Genomic DNA, 24,815 nt, shown 5'->3' with positions numbered 1-24,815 from the left:
AGACCTTCCCTAACAGGGTTGTAAGCCGGAAGACGGTCGGCAGGAATCCGTAAAAAATTTCTTGGCTGGCAGGGTAATCCCCCCATTTGTAGCAGTCGCCCAAAGTGGAGCTATGCAGCAAGTGCCAACTTTTGCATGGGGGGTGATGCCGCCGAGCGCCATGTTGGGACGCTCGTGGTTGTAGGTCCATAGCCATCGTGTGGCTTTGTCTTGCACCTGCTCGATTGAGTCGAACATGGTTCGGGCCAACCATCCATAGCGTACCGTCCGGTTGTAGCGTTCAACGTAGGCGTTCTGCTGCGGCTTGCCAGGCTGGATGTGCTCGATCCGGATGCCGCGTTGTTCAGCCCAGCCCAGTAGCGCACCACTGATGTATTCAGGCCCATTGTCGCAGCGAATCACGCGCGGCTTGCCGCGCCACTGGATGATCTGTTCCAGTGCCCGAATCACACGAGCCGAGGGCAAGGACAGGTCGACCTCGATCCCCAGCCCTTGGCGGTTGAAGTCGTCAATCACGTTGAACAATCGGAAGCTGCGCCCATCACTGAGCTGGTCGTGCATGAAGTCCATCGACCAGACCTGGTTGATCGACTCGGGCACAGCCAGCGGCTCTGGGCGTTCTCGCACAAGCCGCTTCCTTGGCTTGATCCGCAGGTTCAACTCCAGCTCCCGGTAGATGCGATACACGCGCTTGTGGTTCCAGCCAAAGCCCTTGACGTTGCGCAGGTGCAGGAAGCACAAGCCGAAGCCCCAGTCGCGGTAAGCGGTGGTCAATCGGATCAACCAGTCGGCGATCAGCGCGTTCTCATCCGATGCCTTGGCCTGGTAGCGGTAGCAGGTCTGACTGACCGTAAACGCCATGCAGGCTGACCGGATACTCATCGCCTTGTTGTTCACCGCCCATCGGGCCATCTCTCGGCGTTGAGATGGCCTCACCATTTTTTTGCCATGGCCTCCCGAAGCACCTCGGATGTCATCTGCGACTCGGCATACATCTTCTTCAGGCGCCGGTTCTCCTCCTGCAGCTCCTTGAGCTGGGACACCATCGATGCGTCCATACCGCCGAACTTGCTACGCCACTTGTAGAAGGTTGCCGAGCTGATGCCGTGCTCACGGCATAGCTCTGGCACAGGCGTGCCGGCCTCGGCCTGCTTGAGTACCGCGATGATCTGACTGTCGGTGAATCGTGATGTCTTCATGGAAATCTCCTCAGGAAAGGTTACGAGAAAATTCCACTTCTGGCTCCTGCTGATCTGAGGGGGATTACCCCCCGACTCTCAAATCCCAGAGCTCTTCAACCGCTTTTTCTGACGCTTGGCCAGCGCGGTTTTTGACACGAATTCCCCCGTTTTCGGGTCGACCACCTTCTGACGACTGGACAGCGTGTTTCTTGACACGAATTCCCCCGTTTTCGGGTCGAACACCTTCTCACGCCCGTACAGCGCGGCTTTTGACACGAGTTTCCCCGTTTTCGGGTCGAACACCTTCTGATGCCGGTACTGCGCGGCTTTTGACACGGTTTCCCCCGTTTCCGGGTCGACCACCTTCTGGCGCCCGTACAGCGTGGATTTGGGAATTGGCCCAGGCGTGCTCGAGCCGGGAGCCTGTGAGGGAAGACCGGGGACGATCGGTCCCTTGCCCGTGCTGGCGGGAGTCGGCATGACTGTCGCGTGCGTCGACGAACTGGCTAACAATGAAGCGGAAGGGGCGGGACAGTGTCCAACGCCCTGGGAATAGCTCGATGTAGGGGGGAGCGCGATTGCAGGGCAATCAACAGACTCTCCCGCAGGCACCGACAGCTCCGACCGGTTGGCAACCTCCTGTAATGCAGGGGCGCTTGAGGCGGAGGATGGCATCGGGTCAAACGCAAGCTCTCCGGACAACGACACTGCCGGCGGTGGCGCAGGTGGCGCGGACTGTATGGAGGTAGAGGCGCGGTTGAGGCGGTGTTGCCGTATCTCCTGGATCCGATACGGGGTGGGATCGGCGGGAAGAACACGCCGTCTCCACGGAGGTGCCATCTCAGCCAATTGCGCCAACGCGTCCTGGCCGTGTTGGGTGCGGCGCCAATTGACGGTGTCGGCGATTTCCTGATCGGGCGAGTGAGGATCGGCGAGGCTGTTGTCGATCAGGTCATTGGCGATGATGGCTGAATAGGGCGAAAGAGGTCGCATTCTTGAGTCCTCGTTGTTTTTCGGAGAAGGCGTGATGGAACCAGTTTTTGGTAATCCGTCCGCTTTTAGCGGACTCCAGAAGTGGAGTTATGCAGCCATCGCCAGTTTCATCGCTGGCGTGATGCCGCCTAGCGCCATGTTCGGGCGCTCATGGTTGTAAGTCCATAGCCAGCGCGTGGCTTTGTCCTGCACCTGCTCGATGGTGTCGAACAGGGTGCGGGCCAGAAAGGCGTAGCGGACCGTGCGGTTGTAACGTTCAACGTAGGCGTTCTGTTGTGGCTTGCCCGGCTGGATGTGTTCGATGCGGATGCCGTTGCGTTGCGCCCACCCCAGCAGTGCTCCGCTGATGTATTCGGGTCCGTTCAGGTAGTCCCCGACTGAGCCTCAATGAGGCAATAGCTCCATCAACCATGCGAGCTCCTCTTCGTTGAATGCCGGGAAATCATCCGCTGTCCCTGCGAAGGGGTCCGCATCTTGTTCCCAAACCACGGTGCTGGACGCTACCAGGTCGGCATCCATGGGCGTGCCAGGATCCGGCAGGCCGCCGATCCTGGTACGCGGGCGTTTTACACCCCAGCTGAGGAGGGACAACGCATCGCGCTGTTCGGGAACGAGCACCTCGACAGCTTGCTGTGCGGAGGAGCCGGTGACAGAACGATCCGATCGGGACCGTTTGCGGCGGCTGCTTGCCAGCGCCTGGCCTGCCTGGTCCATTGGGCTGGGCGCATCCAGCTCACGCTCCAGCGAATCGGCGAATGCATGCAAAGACTCCTGGTCCGGCGTTTGAGCCGAAGCAGAGGACGGTTTCGCCCTTTTCATCCCTAATGCTTGGAGAATACGACCCCAACGCTGCGAGGCTGGAGGGAGCGTTCCACTGCGGGCTTCGAGTTCGGTGACGCCCACCCTGCGAAATAGCTGTAACAACCCGTGCCTGCTCATCCCGAACTGCGTCATGGCTTCATCAAATGCTTGCGCTGGATGGGAGTGGCACTGGAAAAAACCCAGCACGCGAACAACTTGCGTTTGGTCGGCAACGAGATGCGATGTGCGTTCGGGAATACGGCTTTTGGCTCTTCTGATCAATGTCAGCGCATTCGGCAATCCGTCTTTCACTGCATTCAGCGCAGAGCGTCCGCCGATGCAGGCCAAGGCGACGAGGCGGTCGTTGGTCAACGCGGCCAACGCCGGATCAGGGCGAGATAACTGTGCAAAAATGCTCTTCAGCGCCTGCTTGCCGCCGCCATTGCTGGCGATGGCCACCACCTGCTCCCGGGTCAGGCCATGGGGGGCCTGGCACAGCACCGGCAACAGCGCCTGCACCGTCTCCAGCGCCTGCTTGCCGCCATCGTGGCTGGCGATGGCCACCACCTGCTCCCGGGTCAGGCCATGGGGGGCCTGTCGCAGCACCGGCAACAGCGCCTGCACCGTCTCCAGCGCCTGCTTGCCGCCAATATTGCTGGCGATGGCCACCACCTGCTCCCGGGTCAGGCCATGGGGGGCCTGGCGCAGCACTGGCAACAGCGCCTGCACCGTCTCCAGCGCCTGCTTGCCGCCAATATTGCTGGCGATGGCCACCACCTGCTCCCGGGTCAGGCCATGGGGGGCCTGGCGCAGCACCGGCAACAGCGCCTGCACCGTCTCCAGCGCCTGCTTGCCGCCAATATTGCTGGCGATGGCCACCACCTGCTCCCGGGTCAGGCCATGGGGGGCCTGTCGCAGCACCGGCAACAGCGCCTGCACCGTCTCCAGCGCCTGCTTGCCGCCAATATTGCTGGCGATGGCCACCACCTGCTCCCGGGTCAGGCCATGGGGGGCCTGTCGCAGCACCGGCAACAGCGCCTGCACCGTCTCCAGCGCCTGCTTGCCGCCGTTATTGCTGGCGATGGCCACCACCTGCTTCGGGGTCAGGTCATGGGGGGCCTGTCGCAGCACCGGCAACAGCGCCTGCACCGTCTCCAGCGCCTGCTTGCCGCCGCCATTGCTGGCGATGGCCACCACCTGCTCCCGGGTCAGGCCATGGGGGGCCTGTCGCAGCACCGGCAACAGCCGCTGCACCGTCTCCAGCGCCTGCTTGCCGCCGCCATTGCTGGCGATGGCCACCACCTGCGCCGGGGTCAGGCCATGGGCCTGGCGCAGCACCGGCAACAGCCGCTGCACCGTCTCCAGCGCCTGCTTGCCGCCAATATTGCTGGCGATGGCCACCACCTGCGCCGGGGTCAGGCCATGGGCCTGGCGCAGCACCGGCAACAGCGCCTGCACCGTCTCCAGCGCCTGCTTGCCGCCGTTATTGCTGGCGATGGCCACCACCTGCTTCGGGGTCAGGTCATGGGGGGCCTGGCACAGCACCGGCAACAGCCGCTGCACCGTCTCCAGCGCCTGCTTGCCGCCGTTATTGCTGGCGATGGCCACCACCTGCTCCGGGGTCAGGTCATGGGGGGCCTGGCACAGCACCGGCAACAGCGCCTGCACCGTCTCCAGCGCCTGCTTGCCGCCGCCATTGCTGGCGATGGCCACCACCTGCTCCGGGGTCAGGTCATGGGGGGCCTGGCACAGCACCGGCAACAGCGCCTGCACCGTCTCCAGCGCCTGCTTGCCGCCATCGTGGCTGGCGATGGCCACCACCTGCTCCCGGGGCAGGCCATGGGCCTGGCGCAGCACCGGCAACAGCCGCTGCACCGTCTCCAGCGCCTGCTTGCCGCCGTTATTGCTGGCGATGGCCACCACCTGCGCCTGGGTCAGGCCATGGGGGGCCTGGCACAGCACCGGCAACAGCCGCTGCACCGTCTCCAGCGCCTGCTTGCCGCCGCCATTGCTGGCGATGGCCACCACCTGCGCCCGGGTCAGGCCATGGGGGGCCTGGCACAGCACCGGCAACAGCCGCTGCACCGTCTCCAGCGCCCGCTTGCCGCCAATATTGCTGGCGATGGCCACCACCTGCTTCGGGGTCAGGTCATGGGGGGCCTGGCACAGCACCGGCAACAGCCGCTGCACCGTCTCCAGCGCCTGCTTGCCGCCATTGCTGGCGATGGCCACCACCTGCTTCGGGGTCAGGTTCAGGGGGGCACCAGTCAGTGCATTGCGCCATGCATGCACTGCCTCCACCGCGGTCACGCCGCCACGTTTTGCAATCTTGAAAAGTTGGCCTGTGTCCAACTGTAACGGTAGACCTCTCAACTCTCCCGCCAACGTGAGCAATGCCTCCAGAGCGCGTGCGCCGGACCCCTGTTTGCCGACGCCAACGACGTCTTCGTGTGTCGCCTCTGGCAACGCCGCGATCATGGCCTGATACTTGACAGCGACGGTCCCTAACGCTGCCGGGTGTTTGCTGAGCTCAACGATGTGCGCGTGTGTAAACCCATGGCCGACCAGTGCCTCGTGGTGCTGCGCTACTGTCGAACGAGCCTCCGATTTGATCTTTTCTTGCTGCTGCTGACTGTAGCCGAGCGTGCGTAGATCCACCTGCGCGGCCGGCGAAGCGTCGGAGGGTTGCGCAGCACGCCGTCGCGGCGCCGGCTTGGCGCGCGGCGGCCGCGCGGCAGTGACAGCGACGTGCACGGTGGGTTGCGGGTCATCGGCTGCACGCAGAACCGATTGCACCTCATCCAACTCTCCTGGGGCAGCCTCTGTATGAGGAGCGCCGAAGGCAGACACCGAATCAAGAAGCGACGGATCGAACTGACGTAGCAGATCGCTGAAGCTGCCCGCTGAGAATGCAGGCATGGGCGCAGGGGGGGACGGCAGCCGGGTCTGAGACATCGTCCGCCGAGCCGGCAAGCCATCCAGGGGGCCGCCAGCAGGCGGAGACACCCCCCGATCTGCAGTCGGCTGAACCCTATCCGGTTGGGGTCCGGGCAGAAGTTCGCGGGCAGGAATTGGCGTGCGCGAACGAATGGGATCCATCAGGCATACCTCTTTACAGAAAACATGGTCGCCTCAAGACTAAAGGTCTCTGGTCCCTACACTTCTTCCGAATCCGCATGGCAGCACACAACTTCGGGTGATCCTGGCAACCTTCGACGACCGGGGTTGAGGCGCAGACGTGGCGGCGATCCCGGACCCGTATGGAGGGCCGGCAGGCGGTTGTGAAAAACTTCTTTGATGACCGCGAGTTAGCTCACTTTTGGCTGTTTTTTACACGAATCCCTGCCGACCCTCAACACCGTCAACACCATGCGGCCAGCCGCCGTCGTCGTATCGGCCCACGGCTCGGCCAGCGAGCGCAGGCCCGCGCCGGCCTCTCGGATGCGCTCGGCAATATCCAGCAGGTCGCGCGTGCTGCGCGCCAGGCGATCGAGCCGCGTCACCATCACCACGTCACTTGATCGTATGTGGTCGAGCATGCGCGCCAACTCGGGGCGATCGCGCTGCGTGCCGGTGATCTTCTCCGCGAAAATCTTGGTGCAGCCGGCTGCGTGCAGCTCGGCCCGCTGATTGGTCAGGTCTTGGTCGTCGGTGCTGACGCGGGCATAGCCCAGCAGCATGCGGCTGGTCGCCAGGTCCACGGCATCGGGGCTGGCCTTGGTCACGACTGCCGCGCCTTGATCTGCGTTGCCAGTTCACCCGCAACTTCCCCCAGCTCGCCGAACGTGATTTCCCCGGCTGCGAAGCGTTCGGCCGCAGCCGCGTATTCCGGCGGTAGCTTGAAGCCTTCCAGCTCGATGCTCGCCTGCGCGTAGGTGATGGCGTCGCGGCGCTCGCGTAGCTCGGCGGGGTGTAGTGGGCGCTGGAGCGTGCAGCGCTTGTACTCGGCCCATGCGTCGGCCGCGCGGCCCGTCTCGTCAGCGCGTCGCATCCACTCCCGGCGCTCGGCTTCTGGCGCGGTATTCCACCAGTCCATGCCGGCAATCTCATCGGCACGGATTGGCGAACTGCCGCCTTGCTCGGGGATTACGTCGTGCGTGCCGTCCAGGCGCACGCGCACGAGCTGGCCGTTCTCGTCGTAGCCCACCGCGCCCGGTGTCATTCTCAGAAGACGACTGCACGGAATGTCAGGAGTCGGCTGCACTGGTGGATTGCAGCGCGGCGTATAGAGCCGTCTTGCTCACCTTGAGCCGTGTAGCGGCCTCTCGGGCATTAAGCCCGTTGGCGATGTGCTCCCGCGCTCGCTGCAACTTGTCGGCGGTGACAACCGGCTTTCGCCCGCCCTTCCGCCCGTGTGCGGCGGGGTAATCCCCCCATTTGTAGCGGACTCCAGAAGTGGAGTTATGCAGCCATCGCCAGTTTCATCGCTGGCGTGATGCCGCCTAGCGCCATGTTCGGGCGCTCATGGTTGTAAGTCCATAGCCAGCGCGTGGCTTTGTCCTGCACCTGCTCGATGGTGTCGAACAGGGTGCGGGCCAGAAAGGCGTAGCGGACCGTGCGGTTGTAACGTTCAACGTAGGCGTTCTGTTGTGGCTTGCCCGGCTGGATGTGTTCGATGCGGATGCCGTTGCGTTGCGCCCACCCCAGCAGTGCTCCGCTGATGTATTCGGGTCCGTTCAGGTAGTCCCCGACTGAGCCTCAATGAGGCAATAGCTCCATCAACCATGCGAGCTCCTCTTCGTTGAATGCCGGGAAATCATCCGCTGTCCCTGCGAAGGGGTCCGCATCTTGTTCCCAAACCACGGTGCTGGACGCTACCAGGTCGGCATCCATGGGCGTGCCAGGATCCGGCAGGCCGCCGATCCTGGTACGCGGGCGTTTTACACCCCAGCTGAGGAGGGACAACGCATCGCGCTGTTCGGGAACGAGCACCTCGACAGCTTGCTGTGCGGAGGAGCCGGTGACAGAACGATCCGATCGGGACCGTTTGCGGCGGCTGCTTGCCAGCGCCTGGCCTGCCTGGTCCATTGGGCTGGGCGCATCCAGCTCACGCTCCAGCGAATCGGCGAATGCATGCAAAGACTCCTGGTCCGGCGTTTGAGCCGAAGCAGAGGACGGTTTCGCCCTTTTCATCCCTAATGCTTGGAGAATACGACCCCAACGCTGCGAGGCTGGAGGGAGCGTTCCACTGCGGGCTTCGAGTTCGGTGACGCCCACCCTGCGAAATAGCTGTAACAACCCGTGCCTGCTCATCCCGAACTGCGTCATGGCTTCATCAAATGCTTGCGCTGGATGGGAGTGGCACTGGAAAAAACCCAGCACGCGAACAACTTGCGTTTGGTCGGCAACGAGATGCGATGTGCGTTCGGGAATACGGCTTTTGGCTCTTCTGATCAATGTCAGCGCATTCGGCAATCCGTCTTTCACTGCATTCAGCGCAGAGCGTCCGCCGATGCAGGCCAAGGCGACGAGGCGGTCGTTGGTCAACGCGGCCAACGCCGGATCAGGGCGAGATAACTGTGCAAAAATGCTCTTCAGCGCCTGCTTGCCGCCGCCATTGCTGGCGATGGCCACCACCTGCTCCCGGGTCAGGCCATGGGGGGCCTGGCACAGCACCGGCAACAGCCGCTGCACCGTCTCCAGCGCCTGCTTGCCGCCATCGTGGCTGGCGATGGCCACCACCTGCTCCCGGGTCAGGCCATGGGGGGCCTGGCGCAGCACCGGCAACAGCGCCTGCACCGTCTCCAGCGCCTGCTTGCCGCCACCATTGCTGGCGATGGCCACCACCTGCTCCCGGGTCAGGTCATGGGGGGCCTGGCACAGCACCGGCAACAGCGCCTGCACCGTCTCCAGCGCCTGCTTGCCGCCATCGTGGCTGGCGATGGCCACCACCTGCTCCGGGGTCAGGTCATGGGGGGCCTGGCGCAGCACCGGCAACAGCGCCTGCACCGTCTCCAGCGCCTGCTTGCCGCCAATATTGCTGGCGATGGCCACCACCTGCTCCCGGGTCAGGTCATGGGGGGCCTGGCACAGCACCGGCAACAGCGCCTGCACCGTCTCCAGCGCCTGCTTGCCGCCGCCATTGCTGGCGATGGCCACCACCTGCTCCGGGGTCAGGTCATGGGGGGCCTGGCGCAGCACCGGCAACAGCCGCTGCACCGTCTCCAGCGCCTGCTTGCCGCCGCCATTGCTGGCGATGGCCACCACCTGCTCCCGGGTCAGGTCATGGGGGCCTGGCGCAGCACCGGCAACAGCCGCTGCACCGTCTCCAGCGCCTGCTTGCCGCCATCGTGGCTGGCGATGGCCACCACCTGCTCCCGGGGCAGGCCATGGGCCTGGCGCAGCACCGGCAACAGCCGCTGCACCGTCTCCAGCGCCTGCTTGCCGCCAATATTGCTGGCGATGGCCACCACCTGCTCCGGGGTCAGGTCATGGGGGGCCTGGCGCAGCACCGGCAACAGCCGCTGCACCGTCTCCAGCGCCTGCTTGCCGCCGCCATTGCTGGCGATGGCCACCACCTGCTCCCGGGTCAGGTCATGGGGGGCCTGGCGCAGCACCGGCAACAGCCGCTGCACCGTCTCCAGCGCCTGCTTGCCGCCATCGTGGCTGGCGATGGCCACCACCTGCTCCGGGGTCAGGTCATGGGGGGCCTGGCGCAGCACCGGCAACAGCCGCTGCACCGTCTCCAGCGCCTGCTTGCCGCCAATATTGCTGGCGATGGCCACCACCTGCTCCCGGGTCAGGCCATGGGGGGCCTGGCGCAGCACCGGCAACAGCCGCTGCACCGTCTCCAGCGCCTGCTTGCCGCCATCGTGGCTGGCGATGGCCACCACCTGCTCCGGGGTCAGGTCATGGGGGGCCTGGCACAGCACCGGCAACAGCGCCTGCACCGTCTCCAGCGCCTGCTTGCCGCCATTGCTGGCGATGGCCACCACCTGCGCCGGGGTCAGGTCATGGGGGGCCTGGCGCAGCACCGGCAACAGCCGCTGCACCGTCTCCAGCGCCTGCTTGCCGCCGCCATTGCTGGCGATGGCCACCACCTGCTCCGGGGTCAGGTCATGGGGGGCCTGGCACAGCACCGGCAACAGCGCCTGCACCGTCTCCAGCGCCTGCTTGCCGCCATCGTGGCTGGCGATGGCCACCACCTGCTCCCGGGGCAGGCCATGGGCCTGGCACAGCACCGGCAACAGCCGCTGCACCGTCTCCAGCGCCTGCTTGCCGCCGCCATTGCTGGCGATGGCCACCACCTGCGCCCGGGTCAGGCCATGGGGGGCCTGGCGCAGCACCGGCAACAGCCGCTGCACCGTCTCCAGCGCCTGCTTGCCGCCATCGTGGCTGGCGATGGCCACCACCTGCTTCGGGGGCAGGTCATGGGGGGCCTGGCGCAGCACCGGCAACAGCCGCTGCACCGTCTCCAGCGCCTGCTTGCCGCCGCCATTGCTGGCGATGGCCACCACCTGCTTCGGGGTCAGGTCATGGGGGGCCTGGCACAGCACCGGCAACAGCCGCTGCACCGTCTCCAGCGCCTGCTTGCCGCCATTGCTGGCGATGGCCACCACCTGCTTCGGGGTCAGGTTCAGGGGGGCACCAGTCAGTGCATTGCGCCATGCATGCACTGCCTCCACCGCGGTCACGCCGCCACGTTTTGCAATCTTGAAAAGTTGGCCTGTGTCCAACTGTAATGGTGGACTTCTCAACTCTCCCGCCACCGTGAGCAATGCCTCCAGAGCGCGTGCGCCGGACCACTGTTTGCCGACGCCAACGACGTCTTTGTGTGTCGCCTCTGGCAACGCCGCGATCATGGCCTGATACTTGACAGCGACGGTCCCTAAGGCTGCCGGGTGTTTGCTGAGCTCAACGATGTGCGCGTGTGTAAACCCATGGCCGACCAGTGCCTTGTGGTGCTGCTCTACTGTCGAACGAGCCTCCGATTTGATCTTTTCTTGCTGCTGCTGACTGTAGCCGAGCGTGCGTAGATCCACCTGCGCGGCCGGCGAAGCGTCGGAGGGTTGCGCAGCACGCCGTCGCGGCGCCGGCTTGGCGCGCGGCGGCCGCGCGGCAGTGACAGCGACGTGCACGGTGGGTTGCGGGTCATCGGCTGCACGCAGAACCGATTGCACCTCATCCAACTCTCCTGGGGCAGCCTCTGTATGAGGAGCGCCGAAGGCAGACACCGAATCAAGAAGCGACGGATCGAACTGACGTAGCAGATCGCTGAAGCTGCCCGCTGAGAATGCAGGCATGGGTGCAGGGGGGGGCGGCAGCCGGGTCTGAGACATCGTCCGCCGAGCCGGCAAGCCATCCAGGGGGCCGCCAGCAGGCGGAGACACCCCCCGATCTGCAGTCGGCTGAACCCTATCCGGTTGGGGTCCGGGCAGAAGTTCGCGGGCAGGAATTGGCGTGCGCGAACGAATGGGATCCATCAGGCATACCTCTTTACAGAAAACATGGTCGCCTCAAGACTAAAGGTCTCTGGTCCCTACACTTCTTCCGAATCCGCATGGCAGCACACAACTTCGGGTGATCCTGGCAACCCTCGACGACCGGGGTTGAGGCGCAGACGTGGCGGCGATCCCGGACCCGTATGGAGGGCCGGCAGGCGGTTGTGAAAAACTTCTTTGATGACCGCGAGTTAGCTCACTTTTGGCTGTTTTTTACACGAATCCCTGCCGACCCTCGGTTTGCCTTCGCGCTGGATCTTGGCCAACTCTTTCAACGCGGCCGGGCGACCGCGGCGGTAGACCTTGGGCGCGCGCACATAGTTGGCCGGTAGGACCTCAAACACCGTCACGCCCAGCGCCAGCAGCTGGGTGGCGGCGGTGTCGAGGGAAGCAAACACGCGCGGCTCTCCGCGCTGGCCGGTGAGTTGCTTTTCGGTTTGGCCCACCCGCACCATCACGGTGTAGCCGCCGACCTGGCCGACCAGCTGCACGGTGCGCAGCACGCCGGCACTGGCGAGTGCGGCCAAGGTGGTGATGGACATGGGTGATGTCATGATCGATCTATCAAACAGTGATGTTTGATGTTCGATCATTCAAGGCTGCGCTGCAAGCACTCTCGCGGCGAGGCCGCCAGCGCACATAACGGCCAATTCCACGCAGTCACCCATTGGTCCTTGGTGTAGGTGCTTGCGGCCGACGCTGCGGCCGAGCTGGCGGGCCATTTCCAGTCCGGCACGGGTGCGCTTGACGATCAACTCGCGCTCCATTACAGCGAGGCTGGCCAAAGTAGCTGCGACAGCAGTGCTAGAGTTTGTCCGTCCTTCGATGGAGTTCCGCCATGAATACGTTTCTGCACGCCCAGCTGCTGCCGCTTTTGCGTGGCTTGTCACGCGCTGGCCTGGTCGGCTTCGGCGTTGTGTTTACGCTGTACTTTCTGTTCGCCATGCTGCTGTTCGTGCTGAACGATCCGCACGCGAGCGCGTACACCGAGCAGATGGCCGACATGGCTGCACCGTGGCTGGTTGGCCTGGTTGCGGTGTACGCGTTGAGCAAGCTCGCCGGCGAAATGGTCCGCACCTGGTTGGAAGATCGCGGCGAGATTTCACCTCGCCGTTGATCGCCTAAAAGCCGGGAATCCGTTTTATCTGGCAAAGTCATGTTTTTACAAGAGAAATTGGATTCTGTGAGTGATTTTTACACGTATGTCGGCTGAACCCCTTACGCGGCTTAGTCCCCATCAAAACAACGCACGACGTAACTCGCAGTAGCGCTTCGAAGCTCTGCAACCAGCCAACCAGCCAACCAGCTGAAGCAGATGCGTTAACGTGGGTTTGCATGGATTTCGGAGTTCGTCATGAGCCGCTTGACCATCGATCTGAACGATCAGCAGCAGCAGAGCCTGAAGGCGCTGGCCCCTCTGCAGGGCAAGACCATCAAGCAATACGCGCTTGAACGCCTCTTCCCTGACGACGACGAGAACCCCGATCAGGCATGGCAACAGTTGAAAAACCTGCTTGGGGGACGCGTCGAGGAAGGCCTTGCCGGCAAGGTTTCCACAAAGAGCGTCAGCGCTATCCTGGATGAAGAGTTGGCCGAGAGCCGTCGCGGCTGATGCACGGCTACGTTCTCACCGATGCAGCCGAAGCCGATCTGCGCGGGATCATCCGCTACACCTCGGCACGCTGCGGCCAGGCGCAGGTTCGCCGGTACATCGCAGACCTATCGAGGCGTGATCTCGATGATGTTGGATGTAGCAGTCTTCAGCGACGTCATATCGGCTGAGGTGGTTTTAGTCTTTGATTCTTGCTGCTCCCGATAACGTATAAATGGGTGTACCCCGACCGAGTAATTGCGCCCAGGCATGATCTGGTAACTCAATGACAGATTGATCGTCCTGACGATTGACTGCCCCGGCTTCAAGACAAGAGATGGCGTGGAACCTCGGACGTTATGCACATAGATGCCGCGATAGCCGACGGGGCTGCCGTCCTCTTGCAGGACCTTGAACAGATTGGTCTGCAATCTCCCGCTTTTATCTACGTCTGGAACATACGACGCAGCTAGCTCGATGGGCTGGTCACCTGCGTTGGCCATCGTGACTGAGACGGATGCTCCAGCTGTCGCTGTATGCGCTGCCTGTCTGTTTTGGAGTCTGATCTCCAGCCTCCCAGCCGCAGTCGCGCTGGAGCAGGCTGACAGCGCGAGAATCCCAAGAACCCATATCGCCTTCATCATTCACCTCTTACGCGCAAACGCTTCTTTGTCGCCAGTTCTCATGCCATCTCTCCGGCTTGGGGTAAGAGCCCTGGATGGGCGGAACCACCGTGGCGGGCGACTCCTGGGCAGACGCTAGTCGCGATTCATCCTCGGAGCGATCTTTCAATCCAACGTGCACTATCGCGCGCGGTTGGGGACCTGACGCTTTGGCGCTTCCCAAATCACCGTCTAGCGCAACTCCTCGTCGGCACCGTCCACCCGCTCTCCTGCATCAAGCTGCTGCAACACGCGATCGAAATCGCTCACGAACAGCTGGTCCTGCACGATACGGTACTTTTCGAACTCGCTTTCCGCATGCGCTTTGGCGATCTCGGCGGTGACGCGCCCTGCGTCCTGCAACACCTGCCGGTCGGTGGCTTCGATGAAACGATTCAGACGCGTTTCCCAATCCTGCATGGTCATCGGGATCTGCCGCAGCGCCATGTCCTCGGCCAGGTCCAGATAGGCCGATACAAGGCGTTGCAACTGCGCCATCTCGCCGGTGGTCAGGTAGTTCTTGGCAACCGCCACATCGAACTTCTGGATCTTCCCGCGCGGTGCATCGGCCCAGGTGGTCAGGCCCATGTGCTGCTTGCCGGCATCGGCGCGGTGGTAGAAAACTTCTGCTGCGGTTTGCCCGTGGATGGCCCAGTGCAATTTGTTCTGCACCGTGGCGAAGAACCGCTGAGTGGCCTGCGCGTTGGCATCGTAGTCCAGGGCGGTGGAGTAGATGTCGGTGATCTTCTGGTAGAACTTGCGCTCGGAGAGACGGATCTCGCGGATGCGCTGCAGCTGCTCTTCGAAGTAGCGCTTGCCGAGCACCGTGCCGTCATTCTTCAGGCGCTCATCGTCCATCGCGAAGCCCTTGATCGTGAAGGACTCGATGATGGTGGTGGCCCACTTGCGGAACTGCACCGCGCGCTCGGAATTGACCTTGTAGCCCACGGCAATGATGGCCGCGAGGTTGTAGTGCTTGGTGTCGTAGCTCTTGCCGTCGGCGGCAGTTATTCGAAAATTTCGAATAACTGCATCTGGCTGTAACTCGTTGTCAGCGAACACCTTTTTCAGGTGGTAGTTGATGGTGTGGGTTTCGACATCGTAGAGCTGGGCCAGCATCTTCTGCGTCAGCCAGACGTTTTCGTCGGCATACGCCGCCTGCACGCCGCCCTCGCCTGCGGCGGCCACGAATGTCAGGTATTCGGCCGCCGACGAGCGGACGAGAGAAATTTCATGCTTTTTCGCCATCGATGCCTCCCATGCTGGCGATACCGCACAACCAGGCGTTCTTCGGCCAAGAGGTTATCCGGGCACGCCCGATGACGGTGATAGGCGAACGTGCCGTTCTGCCGTAAGTGATGTTGCCATTGCGCCGGCTTGCGTCCATCAGAACAACGACCCCTGCACGGGCAACGCAGTGGGTGGTTCTGTTGCTGGCTTGGCGGGTGCCGCCTGCTGCTGCGCACCCAACCGCCACGCCAAACCTGAGATGCGTGCGGCGTGCCGGGCGAGCGCGCTGCGGATGACCGCTTCGCTGCCGGCCAGGTGCAGGGCGCGGCGGGCGCGGGTGATGCCGGTGTAAAGCAGCTCGCGGCTGAGCACGCGGGCGTCGCGGGTGGGCAGTTGCAGCCAGACGGTGTCGAATTCGCTGCCCTGGGCCTTGTGCACGGTCATGGCGAAGGCGCTTTCGTGCGCGGGCAGTGCGGCGGGGTGGAAGCCGCGCACCTGGCCGTCGCCGTCGCCTTCGAACCAGGCGACCAGCGGGGCTTGGGCACGGCTGTCTGTGCTTGGGACGTGGCGGTTGGCGGTGCCGCCGGACTGGCCTGGCCCTGAAGACGGGGTTTCGTCGCTGCGCCCCGAAAAGGGACTCGCATCGCTTCGCAGGCAGATGCCGACGTCGCCGTTGAACAGGCCGTGGCGGTAGCTGTTTTCGGTGATCAGCAGCAGGCGGCCCTGGAACCATGGCGAGGCGGCGCCGAGGCGGCGCGCGCCGGAGCCGGTGTCGGCCAGCAGTTGTTCGATACGGGCGTTGAGGCCGCGCGCGCCTTGCGGGCCGGCACGTACGGAGGTGAGCAGGCGAAGGCGCGCGGCGTCGCGCAGGGCGGCGGCGGGGTCGTGCGCGGCGGCCAGCGCGCGCCAGTGCGCGAGCAGTGCGTCGCGGCCTAGGGTGAGCGGGTCTTCGCCGTCTTCGTGGAAGTGCACGCCGGCCAGCTCGCCGCTGCGCAGCAGGGCGAGGGCGGTGTCGGCGTCGCCGGTGCGGATGGCGTCGGCCAACGGGGTGAGTGCAAAGTTGTCTGCTTGGCGGTAGCCGCGTAGCAGGTGCACGCGGTGGCCGGACAAACCGCCGGTGTTGGTGTGGCCGCCGGTCTGGGTGCTGGCAGGCGTGCTGCTAGTGGGCGCGCTGCCGAGCAGCGGTTGCAGCGCCTCGGCGTCGTGCGGCTGCAGGGAGTCGCCGGGGCCGGCGGCCTGCAGGATGGCGGCGAGCACGTCGCCGGCTTCCACAGAGGGCAGCTGGTCGGCGTCGCCGAGCAGGATCAGCTGGGTGCCGTCGGCGACGGCTTCGACCAGCTTGCACATCAGCGGCAGGTCGACCATGGAGGCTTCGTCGACCACGATCAGGTCGAACGGCAGCGGGTTATCGGCGTTATGGCGAAAGTGCGGGGAATCCGGGATGACGCCGAGCAGGCGATGCAGGGTGCTGGCGCCGGTGGGCAGGGCGTCGGCCAGGGCCGGGGCGATGCCGTCGGCGATGGCGCGCGTGACCGCAAGGCGCAGGCTTTCGGCCATGCGCTCGGCGGCACGACCGGTGGGCGCGGCCAGGGCGATGCGCGGGGCCGGGGTGTTGGCTGCCTGGGCTTGCGCGATGCGCAGCAGTAGCAGGCGGGCGATGGTGGTGGTTTTGCCGGTGCCGGGGCCGCCGGTGACCAGCAGCAGGGTGCGGCGCAGGGCGAGGGCTGCGGCTTGGGCTTGGCGGTCGATGGATGGCTCGGGCAGGCCCGTACCCTCACCCGCCCTTCGGGCACCCTCTCCCGGGGGGAGAGGGGTTGGGTCCACGGGGTGAAGGGTTGGGGTCGCGTTCGGGAATAACTGGGCGAACAGCGGTGCCAGCGTGGCGGCGTCGAAGGGCGGCGGCGACTGGGCGGCGATGCGTTGCAGGCCTAACGCCAGGCGGCGTTCGTACTCGCGGTAGCGGCGCAGGTAGAGCAGGCCGTGTTCGAGGACTAGCGGGCAATCGGCGGCGGCGGGGTCTTCAGGATGCGGTTGGTCGACCCAGCGCGAGGCGGCCAGGGTGCGTTGCCAGTCGGTGGGGTCCGGGAGCGCGGGCGATGGGCCGTCGCGCGCGTCCAGCAGCATGGCGGCGCGGGTGGGGTCCAGCCCTGCGTGGCCGCTGGTGACGGCCAGAGAGGCGAGTGCGGCGCCGGCCAGCACCTGGGGGTCGGTGTCCGGGGCCAGGCGTTGCAGGCTTTGGGCGAAGGCGAGATCCAGCGTGCGTAGGGCACCGGCCTGGGTGAGGGCGGTTAGGAGGTTTGGGTGGTTCATGGGGTGGGCGTTCCCATGGTGGACGTACCCTCACCCCAACCCCTCTCCCGAGGGGAGAGGGGCTTTAAGGCGTCACTGGAAATAGGCTCTGTGGGGTTGCCGGCGAACAGGGCGTCCAGGGCTTCCACCAGGGCTGGGGCGAAGCGCCAGGCGTAAATGCCAGGCACAGGCGTATTGGGTGCAGGCGTATCGGACATGGCGTCGCTGGCGGGGTCGGAACCGGAGACGGAGCTGGCGCCGTTGACGGAGTCGGAGTCGGAGTCGAAACCCGAACCGGAGATGGAGCTGGCGCCGTTGACGGAGTTGAAACCGGAACCGGAGATGGAGCCGCGTTCGGCTGCGGGGTTGCGGTCCGCATCCAGGCCGCGGCAGAACAGGTAGCGCACGCCGCCGAAGTCGCGGGTGTAGTCGTAGGCGTCGCCCAGGCGGAAACGCAGCCAGCGGTGCAGCGCGACGGTGTAGATCAGCGCCTGCAATTCGTACTCGCTGTGCGCCATGGCGCGGGCCAGGGCGTCGGCGTCGTAGCTGGGCAGGCGGTTGGACTTGTAGTCGAGCACGTACCAGCGGCCGTCCACGGTGTAGGTGAGGTCGATCAGGCCGGTCATCAGGCCTTCCAGGCGCTGGCGCGCACCGAAGGCCTGGCGGTCGCTCACCACGCCGAAGCGATGCAGCAATGCGAGCAATGCCTCCACGCGAGTGGGCCGCATGGCGAAGTGGAATTCCATCTCGTTGCGGCGCTGCGGCTCGGGCACGGCGGCCAGGGTGGTGCCTTCGGGCAGGGCGACGGTAAGGGTGTGGCCGATCAGGGCGGTGAGCATGGCCAGGCCGTCGTCCAGTTCGTCCTGGGCGTAGCCGCCGCGTTGCAGCGCCTCGAGGATGGCGGGGGCCTGGCCCTCGGGTGCGGGCAGGCCGGGGCGCCAGGCCTGCCAGGCGGCGAAGTCGCAGCGCTCGAATACGTCGTGCATCACCACGCCGAAGCGGTTGCCGGCAAAGCGCGGGTCGAAGGCGTCGACCTCGGCGGCCACCGCGATCGCCTCGCTGCCGGACGGCTCGTCGCTGCCGCCGCTGCCGACCACCGTGGCGCTGGCCATCGGGTCGGTGGCGGCGCCGGCATCGGCATTGGCCAGCTGGGTGAAGCTGTAGACCCACCACTCGGGTGCGATATGCCGCTGCGGGGTGCGCGCCGGCGGCACCTGTGCCTCGATCGGTGGCGGCAGGCGCGGCAGGGTGGCCGGCGGCGTGGACGTGTCGACCACCACTGCGCCCTCGCCGGCCGCGCCCTGCAGCGTATCGAGCGCGCGCAGCATGCCGGACAAAGCCGTGCGCTCGTGCTGATGGAACGGGCCGCTGGCGATCCACAGCGCGTGCTCGGCGCGGGTCAGGCCGACGTAGAGCAGGCGGGCGTCTTCGGCGCGTTGTTCCTGCTTCCAGGCGGCTTCGGCGGCGCTCCAGGTGGGGTCTTCCTTGTCTGTCTTCCAGTGCAGCTGGCGGCCGAGCTCCGGCGCATGCACCACGCAATGGCGGCCGGCGCCCTTGTCGCTGCGGCCGATGCCGATGTACGGCAGGAACACCAGCGGATATTCCAGGCCCTTGCTCTTGTGCAGGGTGACGATCTGCACGCGGCGCGCGTCCGATTCCAGCCGCAGCTGCTGGGCTTCGTCGTTGTCGTCGGCATTGGCGATGCGCCGCGACAGCCAGTCGACCAGGCCGTGCGGGCCGAGTGCGCGGGCGTCGGCCTCCTGCAGCAGTTCGGCCAGTTGCAGATAGTTGGTGAGGCGGCGCTCGCCATCGACCAGGGCGAGCAGGCGTTGCCCGTGCGCGGCGCCCAGGTCGCCGATCAAGGCGAGCGGGCCGCCGCGTTGCCAGCGCTCGCGCCAGTCCAGCGCCTGCTGCTGCCAGCGGCGGTGACGCTCGCCATCGTGCGCGAGCGCGGCGATGGCGGCGGCGTCCGCGCCGATCAGCACGGTGGCCAGCGCGGCGCGCAGGCGGCTGTCGTCGCCTGGGTCGAGCAAGGCCTGCAGCAGGGCCAGCAGTTCCAGCGCTTCGTCGGTGGCGAACAGGCTTTGCTTGCCGGCGGCCACGGCGGGGATGCCCACCGCGCCCAGCGCCTGTTGCATGCGCGTGGCCTCGCTGTGGCTGCGCACCAGCACGGCGATATCGCCGGCCTGCACCGGGCGGCCATTGACGGTGGCGGTGCCGTCGCGGCCACCGGCCAGCCAGCCGCGAATCGCCGCCACGCAGGCGGCGGTGGCCAGCTCGCGCGCGCGGCCGGCGCTCCAGGGTTTGGGTTTGCCTTTGATTGGCGGCGGCGGTTCCGGCGCGCGCCACAGCGTCAGGGCCGGGGCGGCGTTGCCATCACGTTGCAAGTCGGCATCCACCCGCTTGGTGCCGGGCTGCACCGGGTGGAAGGCGATGCCGTCGGTGAGGAAGGCCTCGGTATAGCCGGCCTGCGCGTACAGCGCATCGATGGCCGCCAGCACGCCGGGGCGCGAGCGGAAGTTGTGGCTCAGCGGGGGGGCAAGTTCGGCGGTAACTGCGGCGGCCAGATAGGTGCGCACGTCGCCGCCACGGAAGCCGTAGATGGCCTGCTTGGGGTCGCCGATCAAAAACAGCGCCGGCTCCAGACCCGCCGCACGTGCCAGCGGGCCTTCGCCGAACACGTTGGAGAAGATCGCCCATTGGCGGTCGTCGGTGTCCTGGAATTCGTCCACCAGCGCGATGGCGTATTGCGTGCGCAGCCGGGTGACCAGCGCCTCGGCCTGCGCGCCTTCCAGCGCATGCGCGACGCCATCGACCAGGTCGTCGTAGGTCTGCACGCGGCGCTGGCGCTTGAGCAATGCCAGCCGTGCGATGGCGTCCTCGCGCAATGCGTGCAGCAGGCGGATGCGGCGACGGGTGCGCCATTCTTCGACACGGGCCAGCGCGGTGAGATAGCCATCGATTTCGTGGCTCAGCGGCGAGGCCGGCGTGCGCTCGACGAACTTCTTGTTGGTACCGGCGGCCAGTTCCGCGGCGGTGAGTTTGATCAGCTTGGCGTGCGGCGCGGTGTGCATCGATGGCGCGGCGGCGAAGCTGTCGAACCAATGCCACAACGCTGTTAGCCACTCGGGCTTGTAACTGACCTTGCTCAGGATGCCGCCGTCGATGGCGGACATGATGGTTTCGAAAAACGCGGTGCCGTGGGACTGGAATGCGGCGGCCAAGGCGGTGCTGGCGTCCTGCACGGCCTGCACCAATGCCGCCGCATCGTCGGTGGTCGTTGCGACGGCCGGCAGCAACGTTGGGTGGCGCACCAGCGCGCGCAGATCGCTGGCTAATGCATCGGGGCCGCCCGACCACAGCGCGATCAGGTCTTCGGCCATCGCCGCATCGGCGGCGCGCTGGCGCCACAGATCGGCGGCGACTTCGCCGAGCAGTTCGCGGTCGTTGGCGAGCAGTTCCGGCGCGGCGAAGGCCTGGCCGCTTTCCAGCGCATGTTCGCGCAGCACGCGCGCGCAGAAGCCGTGGATGGTGAAGACGGCGGCCAGGTCGATTTCTTCGACCGCCTGCTGCAGGCGGCGGCGTAAGGCGGCGGGTGTTTCGGTGCCGGTGGCCAGGTGGGTGGTGAGGATGGCGCGGGTGAGCAGGACGTCGGGCGCGTCCTGTAGGAGCGGCCCTGGCCGCGACGGGTCTTCGGCGAGGTCAGTCGCGGCCGGGGCCGCTCCTACAAAAACCGAGGGAGCGGCGGGTGCCTGCGTTGCGGGTGGTTCGGTCGCGGCCGGGGCCGCTCCTACAGAAGCCGATAGGGCGTCGGGTGCCTGCGCTGCCCGCGGTTCGGGCGCGGGCGCTCCTACGACGGTTGGCGAACCATCAGGCACCAACGACGCGGCCAGGACCAGGCGCTCGCGGATGCGGCGGCGCAGTTCCTGGGTGGCGGCTTCGGTGAAGGTCACTGCGAGGATCTGGCCGATACGCAGCCCGCGCTCGACCACTAGCCGGGTGAACAGCGTGGCCAGGGTGAAGGTCTTGCCGGTGCCGGCACTGGCCTCGATCAGGCGTACGCCGTGCGACGGCAATTCCAGGTACGGGTCGGTGACGGGGCTGGCGCTCATTCGGCCTCTTCCTGCGCGCCGTGCCAGTGGCGCCAGCTCTCGATCAGACGCTCCGGATCCAGCGCGGTGTCGATGTCGCCGCGTTCGAGCAAGTCGTACACGCGATGGCTGGTGATGGCGAACTCGGCGAAGCGTTGCGCATCGGCGAACGGGTCGCGCCCGCGGTTGACCAGGCGCAGCTCCGGGCTGTGCGATTCGCTCCAGCCGAAGCTGGACTGCCACTGCCCGGCGGCATCCTTGATTGCCTTGTCCAGATCGTCGCTGCGCGCGGCCTGGTGATATTTCCAGCTGCTGTACGGTGCGAACGCCAGCGGCGTCTGCAAGCCCTGCCGATACACCTGCAGCAGTGCGGCCAACGCGGTGTGCGCCTGCGTTTGCGACAGCGGTTCGGCGTCGATGGGATGCGGGCCCAGGCCGTCGTCGTGTTCGAAGAAGCGCACATACGGCGCGTGCTCGCCGGCGGCGCGCAGCAGCAGCCATTCCAGGCCGTGACGGATCGCGCTGCGGCCGCTGAGCGCGCCGACCTGCACCCGCCCTACGCCGCTCGCATACCAACCCGGCACCCGGCCGTGCACCTCGACATCGCCGATCTGCACCTGCAAGCGACGCGACTCGGCCGGCGCCTCGCCACGCCACTGCCGGAATGCTTCGGCATACGGGCGCAGTTGCGCCACCCGCTCATCGAGTTGGCGTCGGCCCAACGGGCCGGACGGCAGCAACGCACGTGCACGCAGACGCTCGTAAAGCCGGTCGGTGTCGCCGGCCAGCGCGGCGTCGAAGACATGCTGCTGCAGGCCGTATTGGTCCAAGCCGCGCGTGGGGGCGAGCAACGGTTCGAGGTCGCTGTCTTCGCCGGCCGGATCGGGCAGACGCATGCCCAAACGATGGCGCAGAAACTGTCCGGCCGGGTCGGCGAACAGGCGGCGCAAGTCGTCGATCGAGACGCTGGTCGGCACTGCGATGTCATCGGCCGGCAACGCACCGGCCACCCACGGCGCGAGCGGCTGGCGCTGACCAACCAGGCTATCTACCGCGGGCCGCCATTGGCGGCGATAACTGAAGCGACGCGGGTCGGCGCCGTCTTCGCCCAGCGCGCCGAAGGCGGCGGCGGCGAATGGCTGCAACGGGTGGCGCACCACCAGCGTGTCGATCGCCTTAGGGTCAAGGTGATATTGCGCAGCGCTGGCCAGCAACTCGCTGACCAGCACCGACGGTTCGCGCGCGCTGCCATCGCGCGCATCGGCGCCGAGGTAACTCAGATAAAACACTTCCTGCGCGGAGGCGAACAACTGCAGAAACAGGAACCGGTCGTCCTCGCGGGTTGAACGATCGCCGTGGCGACGACGCTCGGTACCCAACTCGGCAGTGAGGCGATTGAGGCCGGCAGCGGGGTCACGACGCGGGAAGTCGCCATCGTTCATACCAAGCAGGCAGATCACGCGGAACGGCAGCAAGCGCATCGGCACCATGCGACCAAAGCTGATGCCGCCGGTGAGCAGCGGCGCGCGCGTGTCCGACTCGCCCAGCACTGCGGCGAAGTGCGCACGCACCACCTCGGCGGGCACGGTGCCGGCGTATTCGGCGCGCACTGCGTCGCGGGCGAATTGGTCGATCAACGTGCGCAACCGATCCAGCGCACGCTGCGCGCGCGGTGCCGAGGGTGCTTTTGGAATCAGCGCCTCCAGCAAGCCGAGCAGACGCTCGCGCCATTCGACCGGCGTCATTGCTTCGGCCAACACGGATTGGTGGCGTTCGAGCACGCGCAACAATCGCAACAGCGTGTCGAGCGCAGCCAACGCGCTGCCTTCCAGCTGCGGCCATGGCGCCACGCCGTCGATATCGTCGTCGGCGCCGCTGGCATGGCCGAGCAGCAGCCGGTCCAGCGCGAAACGCCAGGTGTAGGCGTCGTCGCTCGGTGCCTGGTGCTGACGCCGATGCGCTGCGTCCAGCCCCCAGCGCGCGCCGGCCGCATGCAGCCAGCCGCGCAGGCGCTCCAGCCCGGCTTCGTCCAGCCCGGCGGCCTCGGCGATCGGCGCGCTGGCCAGCAGGTCGAGAATCTCATGCAGGCCGAAGCGTGCGATCGGCAGGCCGAGCAAGGTGAGGAACACTTCGGCCAGCGGCTCGCTCGCCAACGGGCTGGCATCGGCCAGCGCGTACGGCAGCGCGTCGTCATTGCCGTGGCTGCCGAACACCGCGTCCAGATACGGCACGTACGGGTCGATATCTGGCGACAGCACCGCGATCTCGCGTGGCTGCAGCGGCGGGTCGAAGCGCGGGTCGTCGAGCAGGGCGCGCAGTTGGTCATGCAGCACCTGCAACTCACGCAGCCGCGTATGGCAGGCGTGCACCTGCAGGCTGGGGTCGTGCAGATTCACCGCCGGCAACAGCGCAGGCACCACGGGTGCGCGGCGATGGAACAGGTCGCTCTGCATGCGCCGCAGCAGGCTGTCGCCCAGGCCGCCATCGGCCAGTGCGCGGCGGCCGGACTCCAGCGGATCGGCGTAGGCGGCGATCTCGGCCAGCGGATGCACCACCTCGTAGTCGCCGACCAACGCCATGAAGTCGCGCCCGGCTGCCCCCCAGGCCTGCAGCAGCGGGTTTTCCTGCACCTGCTCGGCGAACAGCTGCACCGCGCCTTCTTCGCGCCGGCGTTGCCACAAGGTTTGCAGATCGCCCCAGTAACCTTGCGTAGGCGTGGGCAGATAGAAATGCAGCGTGCCTACGCGCGCTTGCGTGGCCAGCACGCGCAGCACGTCGGGCGAGATGTTGAGGATGGCGAAGGCAAACAGGCGCCTGGGCAAGCCCTGCGGCAGCGGACCGTCCGGGCGTGCGTAGCGATCCAGATACTGGCCGATGCGGCGCGCGCGGTATTGGCGGCCGGACGCGATGCTGCGCCACAAGCGCGCCTGCGGATCATCGGGGTCGGCGCCGCCTTCCCAGCGCAGCAACCAGTCGCGTCGCCAGGCCTGGTACTTCTCGAACACGTTGCCCAGCTCGCCGGCCAGCGCCCAGGGCTTGAGCGCATCGCCATCGGACAAATAACCGGCCAACGGCGCCAGCGCCGCATCGCTGCCCAGATCGGCTTGCAATGCGGCGTACAAGCGCCACTGCGTGGTCGCCATATCCAGATCGTCGTCGGCCGGGCCGAGATTGCACTCCAGCGCGCGCGCGACGAATTCGCCGGGGGTGAGGAATTCCAGATTCGCTGCAACACCGTGCTCGGCCGCCAACGTGGACTGCAACCAGCGCCGCATCGCCACCTGCGGAATCAGCACCACCTCCGGCTGCAGCAGCGGTTGTTCGGGCACCGGCCGGCGCAGCTCCTGTGCGAGCAAGGCGGCCAGCGTATCCAGCGCGTTTGACGGATAGAGGCGAAAATCTGGCGCGGAAGTGGCGTGCATGCGTACGTGCATTGTGCCGGATGCAGGCGCACTGCGTTGTTTGCGCATGCGCTCGGCGACCGCACGATGGCGATCGGCGCGGCAGACAAACGCGATGGGCCGAGCGTTTCCGCC

12 protein-coding genes and 7 pseudogenes are annotated in these 24,815 nt (G+C 66.1%); 2 read left to right on the top strand and 17 right to left on the bottom strand.

The annotated features are described in order from the left end of the window. Positions 1-126: 126 nt before the first annotated feature. From NMB96_RS06285 to NMB96_RS23670, 12 genes and pseudogenes are all read right to left on the bottom strand, one after another. Positions 127-1,199, bottom strand: a pseudogene (locus NMB96_RS06285) (IS3 family transposase); the annotation flags it as partial. 78 nt (positions 1,200-1,277) lie between these two features. Further along, positions 1,278-2,174 carry a hypothetical protein gene (locus NMB96_RS06280; RefSeq protein WP_023905861.1) on the bottom strand — a complete coding sequence of 299 codons (897 nt, stop codon included), beginning with the start codon at positions 2,172-2,174 and terminating at the stop codon, positions 1,278-1,280. Positions 2,175-2,261: 87 nt separating this feature from the next. After that, a pseudogene (locus NMB96_RS06275) lies at positions 2,262-2,537 on the bottom strand (transposase); the annotation flags it as partial. Between the two features lie 21 nt (positions 2,538-2,558). Next, the gene (avrBs3, locus tag NMB96_RS06270; protein ID WP_255086509.1) at positions 2,559-6,074 is read right to left on the bottom strand and encodes a type III secretion system effector avirulence protein AvrBs3; all 3,516 of its coding nucleotides are present in this window, start codon (positions 6,072-6,074) and stop codon (positions 2,559-2,561) included. A 257-nt stretch (positions 6,075-6,331) separates the two neighbouring features. Beyond that, a pseudogene (locus NMB96_RS06265) lies at positions 6,332-6,655 on the bottom strand (recombinase family protein); the annotation flags it as partial. 41 nt (positions 6,656-6,696) lie between these two features. Beyond that, positions 6,697-7,137, bottom strand: coding sequence for an antitoxin VbhA family protein (locus tag NMB96_RS06260; protein WP_255086508.1), 441 nt, complete (start codon positions 7,135-7,137; stop codon positions 6,697-6,699). A 25-nt stretch (positions 7,138-7,162) separates the two neighbouring features. Next, positions 7,163-7,336: pseudogene (locus NMB96_RS06255) on the bottom strand (recombinase family protein); the annotation flags it as partial. A gap of 40 nt (positions 7,337-7,376) precedes the next feature. Next, positions 7,377-7,652, bottom strand: a pseudogene (locus NMB96_RS06250) (transposase); the annotation flags it as partial. 927 nt (positions 7,653-8,579) lie between these two features. Further along, positions 8,580-9,197, bottom strand: a pseudogene (locus NMB96_RS23505) (type III secretion system effector avirulence protein AvrBs3); the annotation flags it as partial. Then, positions 9,194-11,398: a type III secretion system effector avirulence protein AvrBs3 gene (gene avrBs3, locus NMB96_RS23500; protein ID WP_425520908.1), complete on the bottom strand. Its 2,205-nt coding sequence runs from the start codon at positions 11,396-11,398 to the stop codon at positions 9,194-9,196. The pseudogene NMB96_RS23505 and the gene avrBs3 (NMB96_RS23500), both read right to left, overlap by 4 nt. 254 nt (positions 11,399-11,652) lie before the next feature. Continuing rightward, positions 11,653-11,970 (bottom strand): annotated as a pseudogene (locus NMB96_RS06240) (hypothetical protein); the annotation flags it as partial. Between the two features lie 39 nt (positions 11,971-12,009). Continuing rightward, complete coding sequence (locus NMB96_RS23670) at positions 12,010-12,306, bottom strand: hypothetical protein (RefSeq protein ID WP_485130462.1); 297 nt, start codon at positions 12,304-12,306, stop codon at positions 12,010-12,012. Between NMB96_RS23670 and NMB96_RS06230 the strand changes: the two genes are divergently transcribed. Both NMB96_RS06230 and NMB96_RS06225 read left to right on the top strand, forming a co-directional pair. Next, on the top strand, positions 12,255-12,533 hold the full coding sequence (locus NMB96_RS06230; protein ID WP_078589359.1) for a hypothetical protein: 279 nt from the start codon (positions 12,255-12,257) through the stop codon (positions 12,531-12,533). The two genes, NMB96_RS23670 and NMB96_RS06230, sit on opposite strands and share 52 nt — an antisense overlap. Before the next feature lie 237 nt (positions 12,534-12,770). Beyond that, complete coding sequence (locus NMB96_RS06225; protein WP_023905807.1) at positions 12,771-13,028, top strand: ParD; 258 nt, start codon at positions 12,771-12,773, stop codon at positions 13,026-13,028. 107 nt (positions 13,029-13,135) lie between these two features. Here the strand turns inward: NMB96_RS06225 and NMB96_RS06215 are convergent, their stop codons facing one another. The 5 genes from NMB96_RS06215 to recC all read right to left on the bottom strand — a co-directional run bounded on the left by NMB96_RS06215 (position 13,136) and on the right by recC (position 24,701). Further along, positions 13,136-13,510, bottom strand: coding sequence for a hypothetical protein (locus NMB96_RS06215; RefSeq protein WP_225970211.1), 375 nt, complete (start codon positions 13,508-13,510; stop codon positions 13,136-13,138). A 351-nt stretch (positions 13,511-13,861) separates the two neighbouring features. Further along, positions 13,862-14,917, bottom strand: a complete 1,056-nt coding sequence (locus tag NMB96_RS06210) for a virulence RhuM family protein (protein ID WP_255086507.1) — start codon at positions 14,915-14,917, stop codon at positions 13,862-13,864. 138 nt (positions 14,918-15,055) lie between these two features. Next, complete coding sequence (gene recD, locus NMB96_RS06205) at positions 15,056-17,209, bottom strand: exodeoxyribonuclease V subunit alpha (RefSeq protein WP_255086506.1); 2,154 nt, start codon at positions 17,207-17,209, stop codon at positions 15,056-15,058. Next, positions 17,206-21,300 carry an exodeoxyribonuclease V subunit beta gene (recB, locus tag NMB96_RS06200; RefSeq protein WP_255086505.1) on the bottom strand — a complete coding sequence of 1,365 codons (4,095 nt, stop codon included), beginning with the start codon at positions 21,298-21,300 and terminating at the stop codon, positions 17,206-17,208. Before recB ends, recD begins: the two co-directional genes overlap by 4 nt. Beyond that, positions 21,297-24,701: an exodeoxyribonuclease V subunit gamma gene (gene recC, locus NMB96_RS06195; protein WP_255086504.1), complete on the bottom strand. Its 3,405-nt coding sequence runs from the start codon at positions 24,699-24,701 to the stop codon at positions 21,297-21,299. The genes recB and recC overlap by 4 nt, the downstream gene beginning before the upstream one ends. Between the last annotated feature and the right edge of the window lie 114 nt (positions 24,702-24,815).

Source organism: Xanthomonas hortorum, from assembly GCF_024339125.1.
GTDB lineage: Bacteria > Pseudomonadota > Gammaproteobacteria > Xanthomonadales > Xanthomonadaceae > Xanthomonas > Xanthomonas hortorum.
The sequence above is the reverse complement of the archived record's forward strand: the minus strand, read 5'-3'. Positions and strand labels throughout refer to the sequence as shown.